We start from the raw sequence: 17,693 nt of genomic DNA, 5'->3' as shown, positions 1-17,693 counted from the left end.
TAAAAGATAAAATTATTTAGACTTGATTTTATTCAGGGTAAAGGATTTTTACTATACTCTGAATGAAATGTTCTTAATAGTTATAAAATGTTTTCCAGAACTAATTAGAGTTATTTTTTGATATAAATTAGTGCTTTATCTTGAAATGAAAACTATATTGAGTTGTTTGCTAAATTCACTCTTTACCTACCTTTAGTTTATTTAAAAAAATATGTCAAGCTTATGCAAAGGCTATTTTGAAATTTTACTTATTGAAACCCTTTAACACATTCTGATAATCACTCATGCTCTAACCTACTATATTTTGGATAAGTATTACAGTTAAAAGTGAAAGTGGAATCTGTAAAAAAAATCATAATTTTTTACTAAATTTTTAAAATTAAGTTGGTTTTAGATTGTCTTTTTTAATAGAAAATAAAGGCGATAGATTTACTTTTTGTTATTTATTTCTTATTTGAAACAATAAAAGTTAAATATAACAATTATTGTAAATCTGTATGAAATAAAACTAAATGATTATTATTTAATATTTTTAGATAATATTTGCTGAATTAATAACAAAAAAACCCTTATAAATGAAAAAACTGAAAAAATTCAGAAACTTTAACTTTTTAAAATTATCTGTTCTTACAGTTCTCATGATGTCGTGTAATAGTGAGAATAAGTTTGACGGTCCTGATGCAGCCTCTTTAGAGACAGTTGAACAAGCTTTTCCTGATTTAAGTGGACAAATTAAAGAAGGCTATTATGAAGGATCAGAAGTAATCTATGAAAATATCGATGGTAATTATGTTTACGAAGGAGATATAATTTTAGATAAAAAATTTGTAACTGATCACGTTGAAGATTTAATCCACAACGAAGGAGACGATGTTAATACATCTAGAAGCGTTGGACGTACTAGAGCAAGGTGGCCTAACAATACTGTTTACTATAGTATTGCATCAAATTTACCATACAAATACAGGGTAACAGATGCAATAAGACATTGGGAAGCAAATACTAATGTTAAGTTTGTTAAAAGAACTAATCAAAGAAATTATGTTTATTTCAGACCAGGTAGAGGATGTTCTTCATACGTTGGAATGATTGGAGGTAGACAAGATATAAATTTAGCCTCTGGATGTAATACAGGTACTACAATACATGAAATTGGGCATGCTGTAGGCTTATATCACGAACAAAGTAGAAAGGATCGCGATAGGTACTTAACAGTTAATTTTAATAATATAACGAATGGAATGGCACATAATTTCCAAACGTATTCACAAAGGCGTAGAGATGGAGATGAGTACACAAGGGCATTAGATTTTAATTCAGTTATGCTTTATAGTTCTTATGCATTTAGTAGAAATGGTAGGCCGACAATTACTAAGAAGAATGGAAGTACCTACAGGACTAATAGAAAAGGTCTGTCTTCAGGAGATATTGAAGGTATAAATAAGATGTATCCTGGTTCAGGTTCAGGCTCTGGTGGAGGCGGTGTCAAATATGTTAATGGTCAGTACTATCGAATAGACGGCTTGAGAGTTTATAGATACCATGATGTGTGGTGGTATTGGACCAGATCAGGCTGGAGACAAGTTAAGAACGTTAACGGACGATGGTATTGGGTTTAGAAAAATAATTTAAATATCCTTTCAGAATATTGATAGTCTTTTTAGACTATCAATATTTTTTTTATGATATTTTTGTTTCAAAGAAGATTATAAACATAACAAAAGAATTAATGAAAATAATTTGTATTGGCCGCAATTACGCAAGCCACATTGAAGAGCTTGCTAATGAAAAACCTACGAGTCCTGTTATTTTTTTAAAGCCTGATTCAGCCATTTTACCTAAAAATCACCCTTTTTTTATTCCTCCTTTTTCAAACGATATCCATTATGAAATTGAAGTTTTAGTTAAGATAAATAAGGTAGGAAAATATATCTCGCCAAAGTTTGCAAACAAGTATTACGACGAGGTTGGTTTAGGAATTGATTTTACAGCTCGTGATGTTCAAGCAAAATGTAAAGAAAAAGGATTGCCATGGGAAAAAGCCAAATCTTTTGATGGTAGTGCTGTGATTGGAATGTTTTATCCAAAAGAAGAATTAGATTTAAATAATCTTACTTTTCAGTTGATAAAAAATGGAAAAGTAGTTCAAGAAGGCAATACAAAATCAATGTTATGGAAAGTGGATGAATTAATCAGCTATGTATCTGAGTATTTTACTTTAAAAAAAGGGGATGTTATTTTTACAGGAACTCCAGCTGGTGTGGGAAGCGTTAGAGAAAATGATGTTCTCGTAGGAACAATTGAGGATAAAGAGGCGCTTCGAATTAAAATTAAATAAAGACAAGATTTTGTAAGGAAACGCTATTTTAGTTTAAACCATTTTGAAGCTTCGGAAATTCCCTTTTCAATAGGATTTTGCTGTAGTTTCAATTCTTGTAATGCCTTTTGATTAGAATAATAGTTATGAGTACACAATGTTTGAATATTCGTTAACGATATATCTGTTTGTATTTTAAAAAAACGCAGTAGATTACCAAAACAACCGATGGTATATAGCAAGTATTTTGGAATTCTAATAAAAATAGATTTTTGTTTTAATTCCGAAGTTACTTTTTTATAGAATTCTAGATATGTTAAGTTTTCTCCAGACAAAATATAAGACTCCTCGTGTTTTCCGAAGGCAATAGAGTTTATAACCGCAGCAGCTACGTCTGTAACATTAATAAAACTTTTTCCTCCCGGTGGATAAAAAATTACTCGTTTCCTATAGGCACTCAATACTAGTCTTCCAGAGCTAGGTTTGGTATCGTAAGCTCCAATCATAAATGTTGGGTTTACAATTACCAGTTTGGTTGCAGAGTGGTTTTTAGCTATTTCTAAAAGATTATCTTGTCCCGCCAATTTACTTTTTGCATACAAAGACTTGTCAAAAGGTGTTTTTATGCTTATGGTTTCCTTCCCGGGCGACTCTAAAGAACCGTATCCAAAGCAATTTGCCGTACTTACGTATATAAACTGTTTTATTTTGTTTTTTATGGCACTTTTATACAGTTGTGTTGTAGCAAGGTTGTTTACTTTATCGTAAACGTCATAATCAACGATATTTTGGCTAGTTAGTGCAGCAACATGGATAATACAATCCACTTTTTCAAGAAGATGCAGGTACGATAATGGTTTGGTAATATCTCCTGTGGCTAAAATCAAATTCTTGTGACCGAATAAAGCAAAACTTTTTTTATTCCGCAAGAAACCAATTACCTTTTGATCCACTTTAAGGAGTAAATTTATAATATTTGTAGCCAACAATCCATTAGCTCCAGTAACCAAAACTTTCATTACGCTTCTATTTCTTTTTTTATGGCTTTGCTAAGTAGTCTTATTTTCGTTTTTAAAGGGAGGAAATATAAAATCCATTTACTCAATTTATTTATCTTCCCAGGTATTACGCGCATTTTTCCGTGTAGCATACTTTCAATACTCTGAAAGGCTATAACTTTTGTGTCAACTACTCCAAATTTTACAAAAGCACTTTGTTTTTCAATTCTAGAAGATACTTTATTATTTGTTTTCATAGGTCCAGGATATAATATGGTAATGGAGATGTTTTGATTTTTAAGCTCTTCCGCTAGGCCTAAAGAGAAATGTTCAATAAACTTCTTAGAGGCAGGGTATACTGTTTTATAGCCAATCGGGCTAAAAGCCGCCATGCTGGATACATTTAAAATATAACTCTTTTCTTGTTGCTCTAGGTTTGGTAGGAGTAATCTCGTTATTAAAGAGGTTGCAACTGTATTTAATTCAATAATAGTATGTATGTATTGTATTGAGGCCTCAGAGATTTTTTTTGAGCCACCGCAGCCTGCATTATTGATAAGTGCAGTAATGGGATATTGGTTTGCCCAATTGCACAAATCAATTATATTTTTTTGCTCTGTTAAATCTGTTTCAAAATAAATTACTTCCACATTCGACTTTTTTCGAATAGTAGTGGTTACTTCTTTCAGATTTTCACCGGGTAAAGAGGCTAATAGTAAACTATATCCTCTATGGGCTAGTTCTTTTGAAAGTGCCAAACCTAAACCGGTACTTGCACCGGTAATCAAAGCAAAATTAGTATTCATTCTATTCTTTTCAATAAAGACTAAAAACTATATGTTCTGTGACGCTTTATTAAGAGATATTAGTTTTATATTTGTTTAATACTGTAAAAAGATACTTTTGAAAGCAGAAATTATTACCATAGGAGATGAAATTTTGATAGGTCAGATTGTTGATACAAATTCGCAATGGATTGGACAAGAATTAAATAAAATAGGGGTTGCCGTTTATCAAATTTCGTCCATACAAGATGAAAGACAGCATATATTAAATGCGTTATCAGAGGCACAAAATAGAGCAGATATAGTAATCTTAACTGGAGGGTTAGGGCCAACAAAAGATGATATAACAAAAAAGACACTTGCAGAATACTTTAAAGATTCAGCAATAGTTGAGTATCCTGAAGTTATTCAAAATATTGAACGTATTCTTAAAAAGGTAAATCATCCTTTTAATAAAGTCCAAAAATATCAAGCACAACTTCCATCAAAAGCAACTATGCTCATGAACCGTTTTGGGACAGCCCCAGGTATGTGGTTTTATGAAAATAATACAGTTTTTATCTCATTGCCTGGAGTTCCGTACGAAATGAAGGGATTAATTACAAATGAAGTTTTACCAAGGTTAGAAAAAGAATTTAAGCTTCCTGTTATTATTCACAAAACAATAATGACCTATGGGACAGGAGAAAGCGTAATTGCTGAAAGAATAGTAGATTGGGAGGAAGCCTTACCAACTCATATAAAGCTAGCATATTTACCGTCTTTTGGAAGAGTAAGGTTAAGGCTTTCGGCTAAAGGAAATAATAGAGAGGTTTTAGAACAAGAGATCGAACAAAAAATAATAGAATTAAATGAATACATAACAGACATAACCTTAGGACTAGAAGAAGGTGATTCAATAGAAAAGAGTGTAGGTAGGTTGTTGACAATAAATAACAAAACATTGTGTACAGCAGAGAGCATGACCGGAGGAAAAATAGCATCAACTATTGTTTCCGTCCCAGGCTCTTCAGCATATTATCAAGGGAGCTATATAACATATAATGTTAGCTTAAAAGAAAAGTTATTGGATGTTCCTAAAGAGGTAATTATTAATAATAGTTCAGTGAGTTTTGATGTAGCAAAAGCAATGGCCGTTAATGCACGAAAAAAACTAAAAACAGATTATTCTATCGCTGTTACAGGGAATGCAGGGCCAACTACTGACAATAATGATATAGATATAGGAGTAGTTTATATTGCCATTGCAAATGGAGACAAGGTTGATGTGAAAAAATTTGATTTTGGACAACCTAGAGAAAAGGTAATAAATAGAACGGTTACAAAGGCTTTGGAGCTTTTGCAAAGAAATATTCTAGAAAATTAATATGTAATATGTTGTTTAATTCTTTCAAAAATTAGTATATTTGCACCTCGTTTAGAAATAACACTATAAAACTGTCAAGAAGATGTCTAGAGTTTGTGAATTAACAGGGAAAAAAGCGATGGTAGGTAACAACGTATCTCATGCCCTAAATAGAACTAAAAGAAAGTTTAACGCTAATTTAATGACTAAGCGTTTCTATATACCAGAAGAAGATAAATGGATAACATTAAAAGTTTCAGCTTCTGCATTAAAAAATATTAACAAAAAAGGAATCTCTGCTGTTCTTAAAGAAGCTAGAGAAAAAGGTTTCTTAACGAAGTAATTCCTTAAAACCAGATAAAAATATAAACAGATGGCAAAAAAAGGAAACAGAGTTCAGGTAATATTAGAGTGTACTGAACATAAAGGAACTGGTGAACCAGGAACTTCTCGTTATATAACTACTAAGAATAAAAAAAATACTCCGGACAGAATGGAATTAAAGAAATTTAATCCAGTTTTGAAAAGAATGACAGTTCACAAAGAAATTAAATAAAAGCTACGGCATAAATTTTATATAAAATGGCAAAGAAATCAGTAGCAACGTTACAAACAGGGTCAAAAAGATTAACAAAGGCAATAAAAATGGTAAAATCTCCGAAAACAGGAGCTTATACGTTTGTTGAAGCAATAATGGATCCTACACAAGTTAACAACTTTTTAGCAAAAAAGTAATTCTTGTATACAGTTTAGAAAAAGCTACTTTCAATTATTGAAAGTAGCTTTTTGTATGTAAAAAATCAGTATTTTTGATTATAATATTTTACATATAATGTAACTACAGAAACGATAAAAAATCTTTTCAGGAGTTATAGTTTAAATGTGAAACCGATATGTTTTATTATGAGTTTTTTTAAGAAAATATTCTCGAAAGAGAAAAAGGAAACATTGGATAAAGGCTTAGAAAAAACGAAATCAAGCTTTTTTTCGAAATTAACTAAGGCTGTTGCAGGTAAATCTAAAGTGGACGATGATGTGCTTGATAACTTAGAAGAAGTATTAGTATCTTCTGATGTTGGAGTAGATACTACGTTGAAAATTATTGAAAGAATCGAAAAACGTGTTTCTCGCGACAAATATCTAGGTACAGAAGAGCTTAATAAAATATTACGAGATGAAATAGCAGGACTACTTTCTGAGACAAATTCTGAAGATGATACCGAGTTTACTGTACCTAAAAATACCAAGCCTTATGTTTTAATGGTTGTAGGGGTAAATGGTGTAGGAAAAACTACAACTATTGGAAAGCTTGCTTCTCAATTTAAAAAAAGAGGGCTAAAAGTTGTTCTTGGAGCAGCAGATACATTTAGAGCGGCTGCAATTGATCAGTTACAAGTATGGGCTGATAGAACAGAGGTTCCGATTATACGTCAAGAGATGGGATCCGACCCTGCTTCTGTAGCTTTTGATACAGTAACTTCAGGAATAAATCAAGAAGCAGATGTTATTATAATTGATACGGCAGGGCGCTTGCATAATAAGGTGAACTTAATGAATGAGTTATCTAAAATAAAAAGGGTTATGCAGAAAGTAGTTCCTGATGCACCGCATGATGTCTTATTGGTTTTGGATGGCTCAACAGGACAAAATGCTTTTGAACAGGCAAAACAGTTTACGAAAGCAACAGAAGTGACTTCTTTGGCTGTAACAAAATTAGATGGAACGGCTAAGGGAGGCGTTGTGATTGGTATTTCTGACCAGTTTCAAATCCCTGTTAAGTATATTGGAGTAGGAGAAGGGATTGATGATTTACAGGTATTTAATAAGTTCGAGTTTATAGATAGTTTTTTTAAATAATAGATTCAGGTAGATTTTCTAATAATTAAATTTGTTCAGTGTTACAATGCTAGGAGGTATTTCTGTTTTAGATTTAATCTCTCTAAGTAAAAGTTGACAGCTTTTTTTATCCACTTTTTTTCTGAATGATTACAGCTGATAGTTCAGGTGTTATAATTGACGGCATAAATTAATTACTAAAATCAAAAACGGCAATGTCTTTTGAGACATCAATTTCTTTGTCTTCAAAACACTTCATAGCACTAATTGCTCCAATACCCCTAATCGTAAAAATAAAATAGTATCTTAATGTTGTTCTAATAGAGCTTTCGTTGCCATATAGCCATCTTTAAAACCTGAATTATTAATACAATTTATATAAACCTTTTATTCATTGTTAATTAACGTTTTCTGGTAACTTAAAAATCTATCAATTCAATTCTGAGGTATCAGTCTTGCTCTAAAATGTGCTATTTTTTTGTAACCTTTATTTATTAAGTATGAAACACCATTATATGCTACTTGCTTATCGTTTATAACTTCTTTAGATCAATGAATAGATTTTGATATTTTATCAAAAATTTAATACATCAATTCAAGATTATATTAACATCTTGCTGAAAAATATGGTGACTCTTTAGCAGAACTGATAAAAAACTAAATCAAAAAAAGATAGCCAAATAGAAGAGTATTTTGAACATGATAGAAGTATGAGGGAAAGTGGTAATGACACAATGACAAGACTTGATAATATATCTTCTAACTTAAATACGTTAGATTTAAACAGTTTATCATACAAATATGAAATGGATTTATGTTTCCTTACAAAACAATATTTTGATTATAGATTTCAATTTGAAGTTAAGGTATTAACTTCTGAAGATTGGTGTGTAAAGGTTCGAGAAAGAAAGAACGATTTAATCTAGAGCGATGATGAAAACAAATTATACGATTATGATTTTCGCCTTAATAAGAAAAGAAAGTATATCCTTATTACTAACTTTTATCCGTTATGGACAGGTATTTGTAATCAATAACAAACTAATTTAATGATAATAAGGTGTTTGTTGAGGTTTATTTGTAAGAGTGGATTAGCATTCATGTTGAAAGTAAGTACGTTTGACAAGGAACCAGAACCATAATAGGATTGCCCTTTTGGTTGGTCGCTTCACATAATATTGCCTTGTTGATGTTAGCTCAGTTATTACTTCGGAAATGTAGTTTAAGAATTAATTTACAGATGGATGTAGTTATGCATGAGAACTGTAGCTGATTGTAATGGTTTAATTCCAAAAATAATCAACATTGTAGTGCCCCATAAAGTTTCTGCTGAGCATAGAGATTTAGAAACTCATTTTAAGTATATAAATAAGGTGGATTCGGATGGACAAACGCATCGATTAAATTGGAAGATAAATTGTTGAAAATAAGTGGATAGAGCTAAATTACGCGACTTAATTGATCTTCAAGGAGTTTTTCGTTTAAAAAATGTATTTTTAAAAAAGTATCGAGTCATTTAGTTCAAAACTATAAGTTTAATATTTATTAAGAAATTTTTCATGAAAAACATATACTATTTTTTGGCAATCGTATTTTTTATAAGTTGTAAAAATGAAGTTCGTAAAATTGATTATTTTAAAAGGTATAATGAAGATACTGAAATTTTAGAGCAGCAGCGTCATGAAAACCCAAGGATGAAATTCAAACTTATACAATCAAATTACCTTGATTTGAATAGGGAATTTAGACCGTTTATGAAGGATTTGGAAGGTTTTTCTGAAGAAGAATATAATATTTTAAAACCCTTGATACTAGAAAAAGATATTCCATCAATACAAGAAAGCGTTATGAAGGGAAAGTTAACGTATGAAAAGTTAACATTATTTTATTTGTATAGAATTCTGAAGTTCGAGAGGGATAGTACTAAGTATTTAAATGCAGTGATAAGTTTGAATCCTAACGTTTTAAATCAAGCGCGAGAAAAGGATCAGAACAAGGCTTCAGGGATATCTAAGTTTTCACTTAATGGAATGCCTATTATCCTTAAAGATAATATTGATACCAAATATATGAACACAACAGCCGGAGCTGTTGCTATGAAAGATCATCTTCCCAAAAAGGATGCATTTATAGTTGAACGTTTAAAAAATTCAGGAGCTCTAATTTTAGGGAAGGCAAATTTAAGTGAGTGGGCATATTTCTTTTGTGAGGGGTGTCCATTAGGTTATAGTGCTTTGGGTGGACAAACACTCAACCCCTATGGAAGGAAAGAGTTTGAAACTGGAGGCTCAAGTTCAGGAAGTGGCGTTTCAGTTGCAGCAAATTATGCTGTTGCAGCGATAGGCACAGAAACTGCCGGTTCTATAACATCGCCATCAAGTATGAATTCTGTAGTGGGATTAAAACCAACAATAGGATTGTTAAGTAGGTCTGGCATTATTCCTATTTCAAATACTTTAGATACTCCGGGACCAATGACAAAAAGCGTCATAGATAATGCTATTCTATTAGAAGCCTTAATAGGGTTAGATACAAATGATGAAACGCAAGTGCTAGCTAACTTTTCAAATGATCAATACATTGATTTCGAAAAAAAATATGATTTTTTGAAAGAGAAAAGAGTAGGAGTAATTGCGGATTTGCTCCAAGATTCTATTTATAATAAATCAGCTCAGAAAATTGCAAAAGTAGGAGCCAATATAATTAAACTTGCGCCAGAAGAGATGAATTACGATGGTTTCTTGACCTTGCTCGCTGCTGATATGAAACGTGACTTTCCTAACTATTTTAAGAGGCTAGATTTAAATAAAAATGATATTATTACTCTAGGGAACGTTGTGAATTTCAATAATGAGAATATTTTAAAGCGTGCTCCATATGGACAACAGTTATTCGAGAAAATTGTCAATGATACGACATCAGATATACAACTGGTTACTGTAAGAGAAAATTTAATAAAGAGAGGGAGGAAGTATTTTAAAGCTTTAGAAGCTAACGAAGTAGATGTAATACTTTCTATAAATAATACACATTCTGCTGTTGCTGCCGTAGCAAAATTCCCAACAATTACAGTACCAATGCAATATAAAGAACATGGAGAGCCAGTTAGTTTGACATTCATCGGACGGCCAAATACAGAAAAAGAAATGCTTGCATTTGCATTTGCATTTGAACAATTAACGAAGGTAAGAAAGATGCCAAAAAACTATCAGTAGACATCCGAGAATTAAATCGTTAAAAAGTCCTACTTTTGTATTCAGAATTTTTTGAAGATGCGTACAAAAACAATAAAGCAAAATAAGATCAATGTGGTTACCTTGGGGTGCTCAAAGAACATTTATGATAGCGAAGTTCTTATGGGACAATTAAAAGCAAATGGTAAAAATGTTGTACATGAAGACGAAAATGATGAAGGTAATATTGTAGTTATCAATACTTGCGGTTTTATAGGTAAAGCTAAAGAGGAAAGTGTTGATACAATTTTACATTATGCTCAGAAAAAAGAAGCTGGCGATGTAGATAAAGTTTTTGTTACAGGTTGCTTGAGTGAGCGATATAAACCTGATTTAGAAAAAGAAATTACGAATGTTGATCAGTTTTTCGGAACACATGACTTGCCAAATCTATTGAAGGTCCTCGAAGCTAACTATAAGCATGAACTTGTAGGAGAACGATTAACAACAACTCCAAAGCATTATGCTTATTTAAAAATAGCTGAAGGTTGCGATAGGCCTTGTTCATTTTGTGCAATACCCCTAATGAGAGGAAAGCATAAATCCACACCTATTGAAGATCTAGTTGTTGAAACTAAAAAACTTGCGGCTGATGGTATCAAAGAAATAATGCTGATAGCTCAGGATTTAACATATTATGGATTAGATTTATATAAAAAGAGAGCCCTAGCAGACTTACTAAAGGAATTGGTAAAAGTTGAAGGAATTGAATGGATTCGTTTACACTATGCTTTTCCAACTGGTTTTCCAATGGATGTATTAGAAGTGATGAAAAATGAACCTAAAGTTTGTAATTATTTAGATATACCGCTCCAACATATTAATTCAGAGATTTTAAAATCTATGAAGCGAGGAACAACCCATGAGAAAACAACTCAACTAATTAGGAAGTTCAGAGAATATGTGCCTAATATGGCTATTAGAACCACCTTAATTGTTGGATACCCTGGAGAAACTGAAGAACAGTTTAAAGAACTTAAAGACTGGGTAGAAGAAATGCGTTTTGAAAGGTTAGGAGCTTTTGAATATTCACATGAAGAGAATACAGGAGCCTATGCTCTTGAAGATGATGTACCTGCAGATATTAAATTTCGAAGAGTGAATGAAATTATGGAGGTACAATCACAAATATCATGGGAGTTAAATCAAGAAAAAATAGGAAACACTTATAAATGCTTGTTTGATAGGAAAGATGGTGAATATTATTATGGAAGAACTGAGTTTGACTCTCCTGATGTTGACAATGATGTACTTGTAAACGCCAAAGATCATTACATCAAGTTAGGAGAATTTATAGATATTAAAATATTCGAAGCCGGTGATTTTGATTTACATGGAAAACCAGTAACTTCATAATAATAGCTACAATATTTTACAGCTGATGCAGATAAAGCGATTTAATAATCATCAATTATAAGAGTTTGTTCTCATTTATTATTGATTGAAATTTTTTAATTACATGAAGAAAGCATATTTTAATTGGAGCTCAGGTAAAGATTCAGCATTAGCGTTATATAAAGTTTTAAAAGAAAAAAAAATAAAGGTAGATAAATTAGTAACAAGCATGAATAGAGATTATAAGAGAGTCTCTATGCATGGTTTACACGAAAGTTTATTGGAGGTACAAGCAAAAAGCATTGGAATAGCATTACATAAAATTTATTTTTCATCAAATGTAACCATGAAAACTTATGAAGGTGTAATGGATAAAGAAATGACTTGCTTAAGAGAAAAGGGATTTTATAAAGCCGTTTTTGGCGATATTTTTTTAGAAGATCTAAGAAACTACAGAGATTTAAAATTAAAAGAGGCTGGACTCCTTGGGGTGTATCCTTTGTGGAAGCAAAACACAAAAACATTATTAAATGAGTTTTTAAGTTTAGGATTTAAAGCAATTACAGTTTGTGTAAATGCGGATTTATTAGGGAAAGAATTTGTGGGAAGAATCATTGATGAAGAGTTTATAAAAGAGTTGCCTGAAAATGTAGATATATGTGGCGAAAATGGAGAATTTCATACATTCTGTTTTGACGGTCCAATTTTTTCAAAAGCGATAGACTTTGAGATAGGAGAAAAAGTATTAAAATCCTATCCACTTCTTGATGATAATGATAATTGTTTTAAAAAACCAAATCAAAAAGATAAAAAAACGCATAGCTCAAAGTTTTGGTATTGTGATTTAAAGATGGGGTGCGGTTAATTAGTTAGTGTAAAGAAGAAAGTAGTTCCCTTTTTTAATTTGGAGGTTAACCATATTTTTCCACCGTATCTATCAATAATTTTTTCAACAATTGAAAGCCCGATGCCTGTTGAATTTTTGTCACTTTCCAATTTCTGAAAAACATTAAATATTTTTAAATGATATTTTTCTTCAATTCCTTTACCATTATCTTTAACGTAATAAACATATGTTTCATCAGTTTTCATAAAGCCAACCTCAATTTCACCAGCTTCCTTATCGTTATATTTAATAGAATTACTTATTAAGTTTTGAAATAACTGTTGTAGCCTATGGGTGTCTCCAATTACAGACGGAAAGTCATCTAATACAGTAATATTGATGTTTTTTGGTATGTAAATATGATTAATAACGTCTTTTAAAATAGTATTTAAATCTATTTTTGACATTTTAAAATTCTTGATTCCTATTGTAGAGTATTCCAATATGCCACTAACAAGAGACTCCATTCTACTTATATTTTCACTTATTAATTCAATGTATTTCAAAGAATCTTCAGAAAAATCTTTGATATGATCTTCTTTTAACCAAGAGACTAAGGCGTCCATATTTCTTAGAGGAGATTTTAAATCATGAGAAACAATGTGTGCATAGTTATTTAGCTCTTCGTTACGTTCTTCTAATTTTTTTAGTAATATCTTTTGGTTATCATGAGCCTCACACGCTTTTATCGTAATAGAAAATTTATTAATTACAGGAATTAACTGATTCAAATCTTTTCGGTAAAGGTTATTTTTAATTGAATAGAGAAAAAGGTAAGTGTCTGTATCTAATCTTATAACAGCGATAGTTCCATTTTCAATAGGTATTGTAGATAATTCATTGAATAAAAAATGATATTCTTCAAGAGTGTATTGATCTATATTTTCTAAGTAATCATTAGCCCATTTTGAAATTTCTTGTTTTTGGTTAATTTCACCAAAGGGAATAGAGTATTCTGTTCGTAAGTTTTTATCTATTAGTTTTAATATCCAACAAGCGTTTAAGTTTTTTCTTTTTAAAAGTAGTTGCAAGAAACGTTCACAGTTTTCAGAATAATCAAGTGATTTACCAATACTCATAGAATATTCATATAAGCGTAGTATATCAAGTATTTGATTATTTTCTTCCATTATTCAAACAAGCCTACCACTATGGTTTTATTATAGAATTCTATATATCCATTTCCATAAGATGAGATTTCTCCTAATGTTAATGCACCACATACTTGAATATCTGGAAATTTATTTTTTATGGTTTTAGAAACAGACTCTAATTCATACTTGAAGTCATCTTTCAAGTATAAAATTCTAGATATACAGTCAATTATGATGGCATTTTTTGCTTTTTTTGTTTGATTAACAACCTCTTCTGTAGCAATTTTTGCAGCATTAATTAAGGATTTATTTTCTCCTTTCATAATATTGACCATTGTGTTTTCTTCAACTTGACCTACACAGATTAGAAAACGATCATCTTTAACAGATAGAGGATCCCTAATAATATGTTCTGCTCCTTCTTTGATAATACCTAGTGGATAACCACTAGCTAATTCAAAGAAATTTTGATCGTCGAAATTTCTATTAGCATTCTTTTCAACTACTTTTTTATATGTAGAAAAAGGATTTTCCCAGTTAATTTCTTCTATGGTATTCTGATGAGCTTTTGTTACAATAAAGGGACCGTCTAGTTTTTTCCAACCGTGTTTAACACCAATATTTGATTTCATTTTATTCACACAAACGACTGCCGCATCTTCAAAAAATCCATTTTTTGAAAAAACGCATGGTTTTTGTTTTAAACTCAAACTACCAGCGCCTCCTCCAAAGTAAGTTGTTTGCATTCCATAGTTTTCATATAAGTTGCTTAGAAAAGTTGAAATATTTGATGTCAAGCCATCAACAAAAGTAATTAAACTATAATTGTTATTTGGTTCAAAATCTATAGGCGGTATTGTATATTTTTTTAGACTAATGTTTTTTATCGTGGAAATATTAATTACACTAGTTAAACGGTGAATAACAATGCCTCTTTCGTTAACATCATTCTGATATACAACCATTGGAAAAATTCCACCAATAAAATTAATAGATTGCTTGTTTAAAAAATATATAAGTTTATGGATATCAACATTTGTTTTTTCTCCAACTGTTATAAGCGCAGTGTCTTCACCTACATAATTTTTTATCAGCCGTGTAATTTTAAACGGATCTTCAGAATTGATTAGCATAAAAGAATATTTCTTCTATGAAATATACTAAAATATAAATTAATATTTGTAAAACAGTACGTTGACTTTTATAAAGCTATTTTTTCTAGTGCTAAAAAGTGTGTAGTAAAATTATTTTTTAGAGGGAAGATACTAATTTCACACTTGTAAGTAGATTTATCTTTTTTATGATTTATAATAACCTCTTTGAAAGGAGTACCAAGAAGTAATTTTTGCTGAATCCTTTTTTTGGTTTCTTGAGAGGTATGGCTACCTTGCAGAAACCTCGGCGTTTTGTTAATAGCAAATTTTTTAGAGTACCCTGTCATTTCAGAAAAGCCAGTGTTAACCCAAACTATTCTTTTTGATAAATCTGTAAGAACAAGAGCTTCGAAACTGTTATTTTTAAAAATACTATCCAAATCATTTGACCAATTATATTTCTTAGACATGTTCTTGACGGTAAGAATGTCATTATTTCGTGAAATTTGATTTCTGATTTGATGAAAATTTTGAAGGTAAACATCAAAGGATAGTAAATTCAAATTGGGACTATCATCGCTTTCTTGGAAGTTGATAATTTGATTAACTTTTTCTTTTGAAAGAGAAGATAAATAAATATCCAAAGATTTCATATTCAGTATGCTTTTCTTCATGTTTTTTGCTTTTGGTTTTAAAAGTACTAAAACTTTTTTTATCTACTAGGAAGAAGAGAAAAAGATCTTTTAAGCCAGTCAATATTTTGGTTGTAAAGAATTCATTTCTGTTTTATCCGGTATATTATTTATTTGAAACTACAAAATACTAAATTGATAGATTTTAATTGATGATTACTAGTTTGTTAACTAGGATTTAAAAGAAAGTGTTTTTATTTAGTAAAAAAATATTCATGATATTTATTTAAAAGGGCTATAAATTTATTAATAAATGTGTAACTTTATTTTGATATTAAAGGATTTTTAAGGAGTTTGTTGTAGTGTGGTTAAAATGAATTTAATAGAAATGATTTTTAAAATCTACTATATAATTTAGGTTTAGCTTTCAATAAATCTAGCTAGCAAATTCTAATTTTTTTAGCCTAAAAATGTAATAGCATATTGAAATATAAAGATTTGAAGGGATTTTAAAAATATTATAGGTCTTTTACTTTTGTGATAAACTTTTATACCAATTAAATAGAGGTTAATTAGAAAGTTTTATGGTTTTTCGCAAAACTGTCAAAAAAATGACCTAGTACTTTAATGTAAAAACAATTAACTAAACATAAAAACTATCTACAAATGAACGAATTAATTTTAAAGTCATCAGGGTTCCATATAAGAAGAATACACCTAACTTTTTTTGAAATAAATAAAATAAATAGCATTATTGCAGGCCTTGAAAAGATGTTAGAAAATAATTTCAAAAAAGCACTAAATTTTCTACTTGCGAGTTACATAGTTGATGTCTGATCTTTCAAAAACTTCAATTAACAAAAGATAACGTATGTTTTATCAAAGAGATAAAAATCGGTTATCTAAAAAATAAATATTAAAGGGCAACATTTTATTTGAGTCTAACAAACTTTATAAAGTCATATTGTATCTCGGACAATATATTTAATGTGGATAATTAATTTACAAGACTCGATTAGCCCTTACAATCGTTATTTAAAATTTTCTTAGGCTATAGCAAATCTAGTCAAAAACTGTCAATACCTATATGTTTTTATAACAATATGGGCTTGATTTTTTATGCCATATTTTGATGGTCTTTAGAAGTTATTAACTAAACATAAAAACAATCCGAAAATGAACAAAACACTTTCAAAATTAGTATACTTATTAGGAATAGGATTACTATCATTTTCTTTAAAAGCACAACACGAAATCAAAACAGTAAGGGGTATTGATATAAAAGCTGATACAGATGGAAAAGGAGGATTAGAAGGAATTAGGTTTTTTGCAGAAAATAAGCAACTGGCTGATTTTAACCCAAAAAATACAATCTTCAAGGTAAAAAACTTTTTTTTAAAAGAAGTAATTACTCAAGACAAAAGTTATTTTAAGGATGAATCTTATTTTTTTAAGAAAATTAGTGCCTATGGAGATATCAAAGTTACAGGTAAAGGGATCTTTAACTCTGAAATAGGTATTGGAATAGAACCGCAAGAAGGACTTCATTTGAGTAACAGAAATATTCGTGTGGATGAGGGACAATATCAGAGCTGGGGTCCTATAGAGCTTCACCCTGATACTGATAATTCTGGTGATGATACTATTTCTTTTAGAAACAGTATAAATGAGGAAATGGCAAAACTCCAAGATGGAGTGTTAACACTAAATTTTAATAGTGCTATTGAGTCTAAAGGTATTCTAAGTATTTGTCCAGGAAAAGAAAATTCTCAAAATGATATAGTTTTATTTAAAAATGGAGACAATGAGGAAATGGCAAAACTCCAAGATGGAACGTTGACCTTAGATCAAATCCGATTAAACATAACAACCTTTCCTGATTATGTGTTTAATAGCAAATATACTTTAATGCCACTGAATGAATTAGCTTCTTTTATAGAGAAACATAAACATTTGCCAAAAATACCTTCTGAAAAAGAGGTTGTTGAGCAAGGGATGGATGTTGGTTTTATCAATAAAATTTTGGTAGAAAAAGTAGAGGAGCTAACCCTTTATACAATAGCTCAAAACAGAAAGCTCAAATTATTAGAAGAACGATTAAACGAATTAGAGGGAGGTAATGAACCCAAAAAGTAATA

Annotated in this window: 17 protein-coding genes and 1 pseudogene; 13 read left to right on the top strand and 5 right to left on the bottom strand. The window is 30.4% G+C overall.

The annotated features are described in order from the left end of the window. Positions 1 to 575 precede the first annotated feature (575 nt). The gene (locus tag AC2GW8_RS05475) at positions 576 to 1,619 is read left to right on the top strand and encodes a M12 family metallopeptidase (protein ID WP_440881772.1); all 1,044 of its coding nucleotides are present in this window, start codon (positions 576 to 578) and stop codon (positions 1,617 to 1,619) included. 110 nt (positions 1,620 to 1,729) lie between these two features. After that, positions 1,730 to 2,338, top strand: a complete 609-nt coding sequence (locus tag AC2GW8_RS05470) for a fumarylacetoacetate hydrolase family protein (RefSeq protein WP_440881771.1) — start codon at positions 1,730 to 1,732, stop codon at positions 2,336 to 2,338. A 23-nt stretch (positions 2,339 to 2,361) separates the two neighbouring features. On the opposite strand, the gene AC2GW8_RS05465 is transcribed toward AC2GW8_RS05470, so the two are convergent. Both AC2GW8_RS05465 and AC2GW8_RS05460 read right to left on the bottom strand, forming a co-directional pair. Next, positions 2,362 to 3,336 (bottom strand): NAD-dependent epimerase/dehydratase family protein, encoded by a 975-nt coding sequence (locus AC2GW8_RS05465; protein ID WP_440881770.1) that lies wholly within the window; start codon positions 3,334 to 3,336, stop codon positions 2,362 to 2,364. Continuing rightward, positions 3,336 to 4,121 carry an SDR family NAD(P)-dependent oxidoreductase gene (locus AC2GW8_RS05460; RefSeq protein ID WP_440881769.1) on the bottom strand — a complete coding sequence of 262 codons (786 nt, stop codon included), beginning with the start codon at positions 4,119 to 4,121 and terminating at the stop codon, positions 3,336 to 3,338. The genes AC2GW8_RS05465 and AC2GW8_RS05460 overlap by 1 nt, the downstream gene beginning before the upstream one ends. Positions 4,122 to 4,218: 97 nt before the next feature. Here AC2GW8_RS05460 and AC2GW8_RS05455 point away from each other — a divergent pair, with 97 nt between their 5' ends. From AC2GW8_RS05455 to AC2GW8_RS05410, 10 genes and pseudogenes are all read left to right on the top strand, one after another. Then, on the top strand, positions 4,219 to 5,466 hold the full coding sequence (locus AC2GW8_RS05455) for a CinA family nicotinamide mononucleotide deamidase-related protein (protein WP_440881768.1): 1,248 nt from the start codon (positions 4,219 to 4,221) through the stop codon (positions 5,464 to 5,466). Between the two features lie 82 nt (positions 5,467 to 5,548). Beyond that, positions 5,549 to 5,788 (top strand): 50S ribosomal protein L28, encoded by a 240-nt coding sequence (rpmB, locus tag AC2GW8_RS05450; protein WP_093669052.1) that lies wholly within the window; start codon positions 5,549 to 5,551, stop codon positions 5,786 to 5,788. 30 nt (positions 5,789 to 5,818) lie between these two features. Continuing rightward, positions 5,819 to 6,001, top strand: coding sequence for a 50S ribosomal protein L33 (rpmG, locus tag AC2GW8_RS05445; RefSeq protein WP_440881767.1), 183 nt, complete (start codon positions 5,819 to 5,821; stop codon positions 5,999 to 6,001). Between the two features lie 26 nt (positions 6,002 to 6,027). Further along, positions 6,028 to 6,180, top strand: a complete 153-nt coding sequence (locus tag AC2GW8_RS05440; protein ID WP_440881766.1) for a DUF4295 domain-containing protein — start codon at positions 6,028 to 6,030, stop codon at positions 6,178 to 6,180. A gap of 168 nt (positions 6,181 to 6,348) precedes the next feature. Then, on the top strand, positions 6,349 to 7,302 hold the full coding sequence (ftsY, locus tag AC2GW8_RS05435) for a signal recognition particle-docking protein FtsY (RefSeq protein WP_440881765.1): 954 nt from the start codon (positions 6,349 to 6,351) through the stop codon (positions 7,300 to 7,302). Positions 7,303 to 7,991: 689 nt separating this feature from the next. Further along, positions 7,992 to 8,318, top strand: a pseudogene (locus tag AC2GW8_RS05430) (trehalase family glycosidase). Positions 8,319 to 8,537: 219 nt separating this feature from the next. After that, positions 8,538 to 8,705, top strand: coding sequence for a hypothetical protein (locus tag AC2GW8_RS05425; protein WP_440881764.1), 168 nt, complete (start codon positions 8,538 to 8,540; stop codon positions 8,703 to 8,705). Between the two features lie 135 nt (positions 8,706 to 8,840). Beyond that, positions 8,841 to 10,496, top strand: a complete 1,656-nt coding sequence (locus AC2GW8_RS05420) for an amidase family protein (RefSeq protein WP_440881763.1) — start codon at positions 8,841 to 8,843, stop codon at positions 10,494 to 10,496. A 57-nt stretch (positions 10,497 to 10,553) separates the two neighbouring features. Then, on the top strand, positions 10,554 to 11,870 hold the full coding sequence (rimO, locus tag AC2GW8_RS05415) for a 30S ribosomal protein S12 methylthiotransferase RimO (protein WP_440881762.1): 1,317 nt from the start codon (positions 10,554 to 10,556) through the stop codon (positions 11,868 to 11,870). Between the two features lie 103 nt (positions 11,871 to 11,973). After that, positions 11,974 to 12,714, top strand: coding sequence for a Dph6-related ATP pyrophosphatase (locus AC2GW8_RS05410; RefSeq protein WP_440881761.1), 741 nt, complete (start codon positions 11,974 to 11,976; stop codon positions 12,712 to 12,714). Here the strand turns inward: AC2GW8_RS05410 and AC2GW8_RS05405 are convergent. The 3 genes from AC2GW8_RS05405 to AC2GW8_RS05395 all read right to left on the bottom strand — a co-directional run bounded on the left by AC2GW8_RS05405 (position 12,711) and on the right by AC2GW8_RS05395 (position 15,597). Continuing rightward, positions 12,711 to 13,865: a sensor histidine kinase gene (locus AC2GW8_RS05405; protein WP_440881760.1), complete on the bottom strand. Its 1,155-nt coding sequence runs from the start codon at positions 13,863 to 13,865 to the stop codon at positions 12,711 to 12,713. The two genes, AC2GW8_RS05410 and AC2GW8_RS05405, sit on opposite strands and share 4 nt — an antisense overlap. Continuing rightward, positions 13,865 to 14,962, bottom strand: a complete 1,098-nt coding sequence (locus AC2GW8_RS05400; RefSeq protein WP_440881759.1) for an FIST signal transduction protein — start codon at positions 14,960 to 14,962, stop codon at positions 13,865 to 13,867. The genes AC2GW8_RS05405 and AC2GW8_RS05400 overlap by 1 nt, the downstream gene beginning before the upstream one ends. A 68-nt stretch (positions 14,963 to 15,030) precedes the next feature. After that, positions 15,031 to 15,597, bottom strand: a complete 567-nt coding sequence (locus AC2GW8_RS05395; protein ID WP_440881758.1) for a PAS domain-containing protein — start codon at positions 15,595 to 15,597, stop codon at positions 15,031 to 15,033. A 1,134-nt stretch (positions 15,598 to 16,731) separates the two neighbouring features. Between AC2GW8_RS05395 and AC2GW8_RS05390 the strand changes: the two genes are divergently transcribed. After that, a complete protein-coding gene (locus tag AC2GW8_RS05390; protein WP_440881757.1) occupies positions 16,732 to 17,691 on the top strand; it encodes a hypothetical protein in 960 nt (319 codons plus the stop codon). The last annotated feature ends 2 nt before the right edge of the window (positions 17,692 to 17,693 follow it).

This window comes from Tenacibaculum profundi (assembly GCF_057162725.1).
This window is presented reverse-complemented; position numbering and strand designations above follow the sequence as displayed.

Excerpts from the sequence above, each read along its gene's own strand:
- AC2GW8_RS05400 (WP_440881759.1), bottom strand. The coding sequence starts at position 14,962 with ATGCTAATCAATTCTGAAGATCCGTTTAAAATTACACGGCTGATAAAA.
- AC2GW8_RS05405 (WP_440881760.1), bottom strand. The coding sequence starts at position 13,865 with ATGGAAGAAAATAATCAAATACTTGATATACTACGCTTATATGAATAT.
- AC2GW8_RS05470 (WP_440881771.1), top strand. The coding sequence starts at position 1,730 with ATGAAAATAATTTGTATTGGCCGCAATTACGCAAGCCACATTGAAGAG.
- ftsY (WP_440881765.1), top strand. The coding sequence starts at position 6,349 with ATGAGTTTTTTTAAGAAAATATTCTCGAAAGAGAAAAAGGAAACATTG.
- rpmB (WP_093669052.1), top strand. The coding sequence starts at position 5,549 with ATGTCTAGAGTTTGTGAATTAACAGGGAAAAAAGCGATGGTAGGTAAC.
- AC2GW8_RS05465 (WP_440881770.1), bottom strand. The coding sequence starts at position 3,336 with ATGAAAGTTTTGGTTACTGGAGCTAATGGATTGTTGGCTACAAATATT.
- AC2GW8_RS05460 (WP_440881769.1), bottom strand. The coding sequence starts at position 4,121 with ATGAATACTAATTTTGCTTTGATTACCGGTGCAAGTACCGGTTTAGGT.
- AC2GW8_RS05475 (WP_440881772.1), top strand. The coding sequence starts at position 576 with ATGAAAAAACTGAAAAAATTCAGAAACTTTAACTTTTTAAAATTATCT.
- rpmG (WP_440881767.1), top strand. The coding sequence starts at position 5,819 with ATGGCAAAAAAAGGAAACAGAGTTCAGGTAATATTAGAGTGTACTGAA.
- AC2GW8_RS05410 (WP_440881761.1), top strand. The coding sequence starts at position 11,974 with ATGAAGAAAGCATATTTTAATTGGAGCTCAGGTAAAGATTCAGCATTA.
- AC2GW8_RS05395 (WP_440881758.1), bottom strand. The coding sequence starts at position 15,597 with ATGAAGAAAAGCATACTGAATATGAAATCTTTGGATATTTATTTATCT.
- AC2GW8_RS05440 (WP_440881766.1), top strand. The coding sequence starts at position 6,028 with ATGGCAAAGAAATCAGTAGCAACGTTACAAACAGGGTCAAAAAGATTA.
- AC2GW8_RS05425 (WP_440881764.1), top strand. The coding sequence starts at position 8,538 with ATGAGAACTGTAGCTGATTGTAATGGTTTAATTCCAAAAATAATCAAC.
- AC2GW8_RS05390 (WP_440881757.1), top strand. The coding sequence starts at position 16,732 with ATGAACAAAACACTTTCAAAATTAGTATACTTATTAGGAATAGGATTA.
- AC2GW8_RS05420 (WP_440881763.1), top strand. The coding sequence starts at position 8,841 with ATGAAAAACATATACTATTTTTTGGCAATCGTATTTTTTATAAGTTGT.
- rimO (WP_440881762.1), top strand. The coding sequence starts at position 10,554 with ATGCGTACAAAAACAATAAAGCAAAATAAGATCAATGTGGTTACCTTG.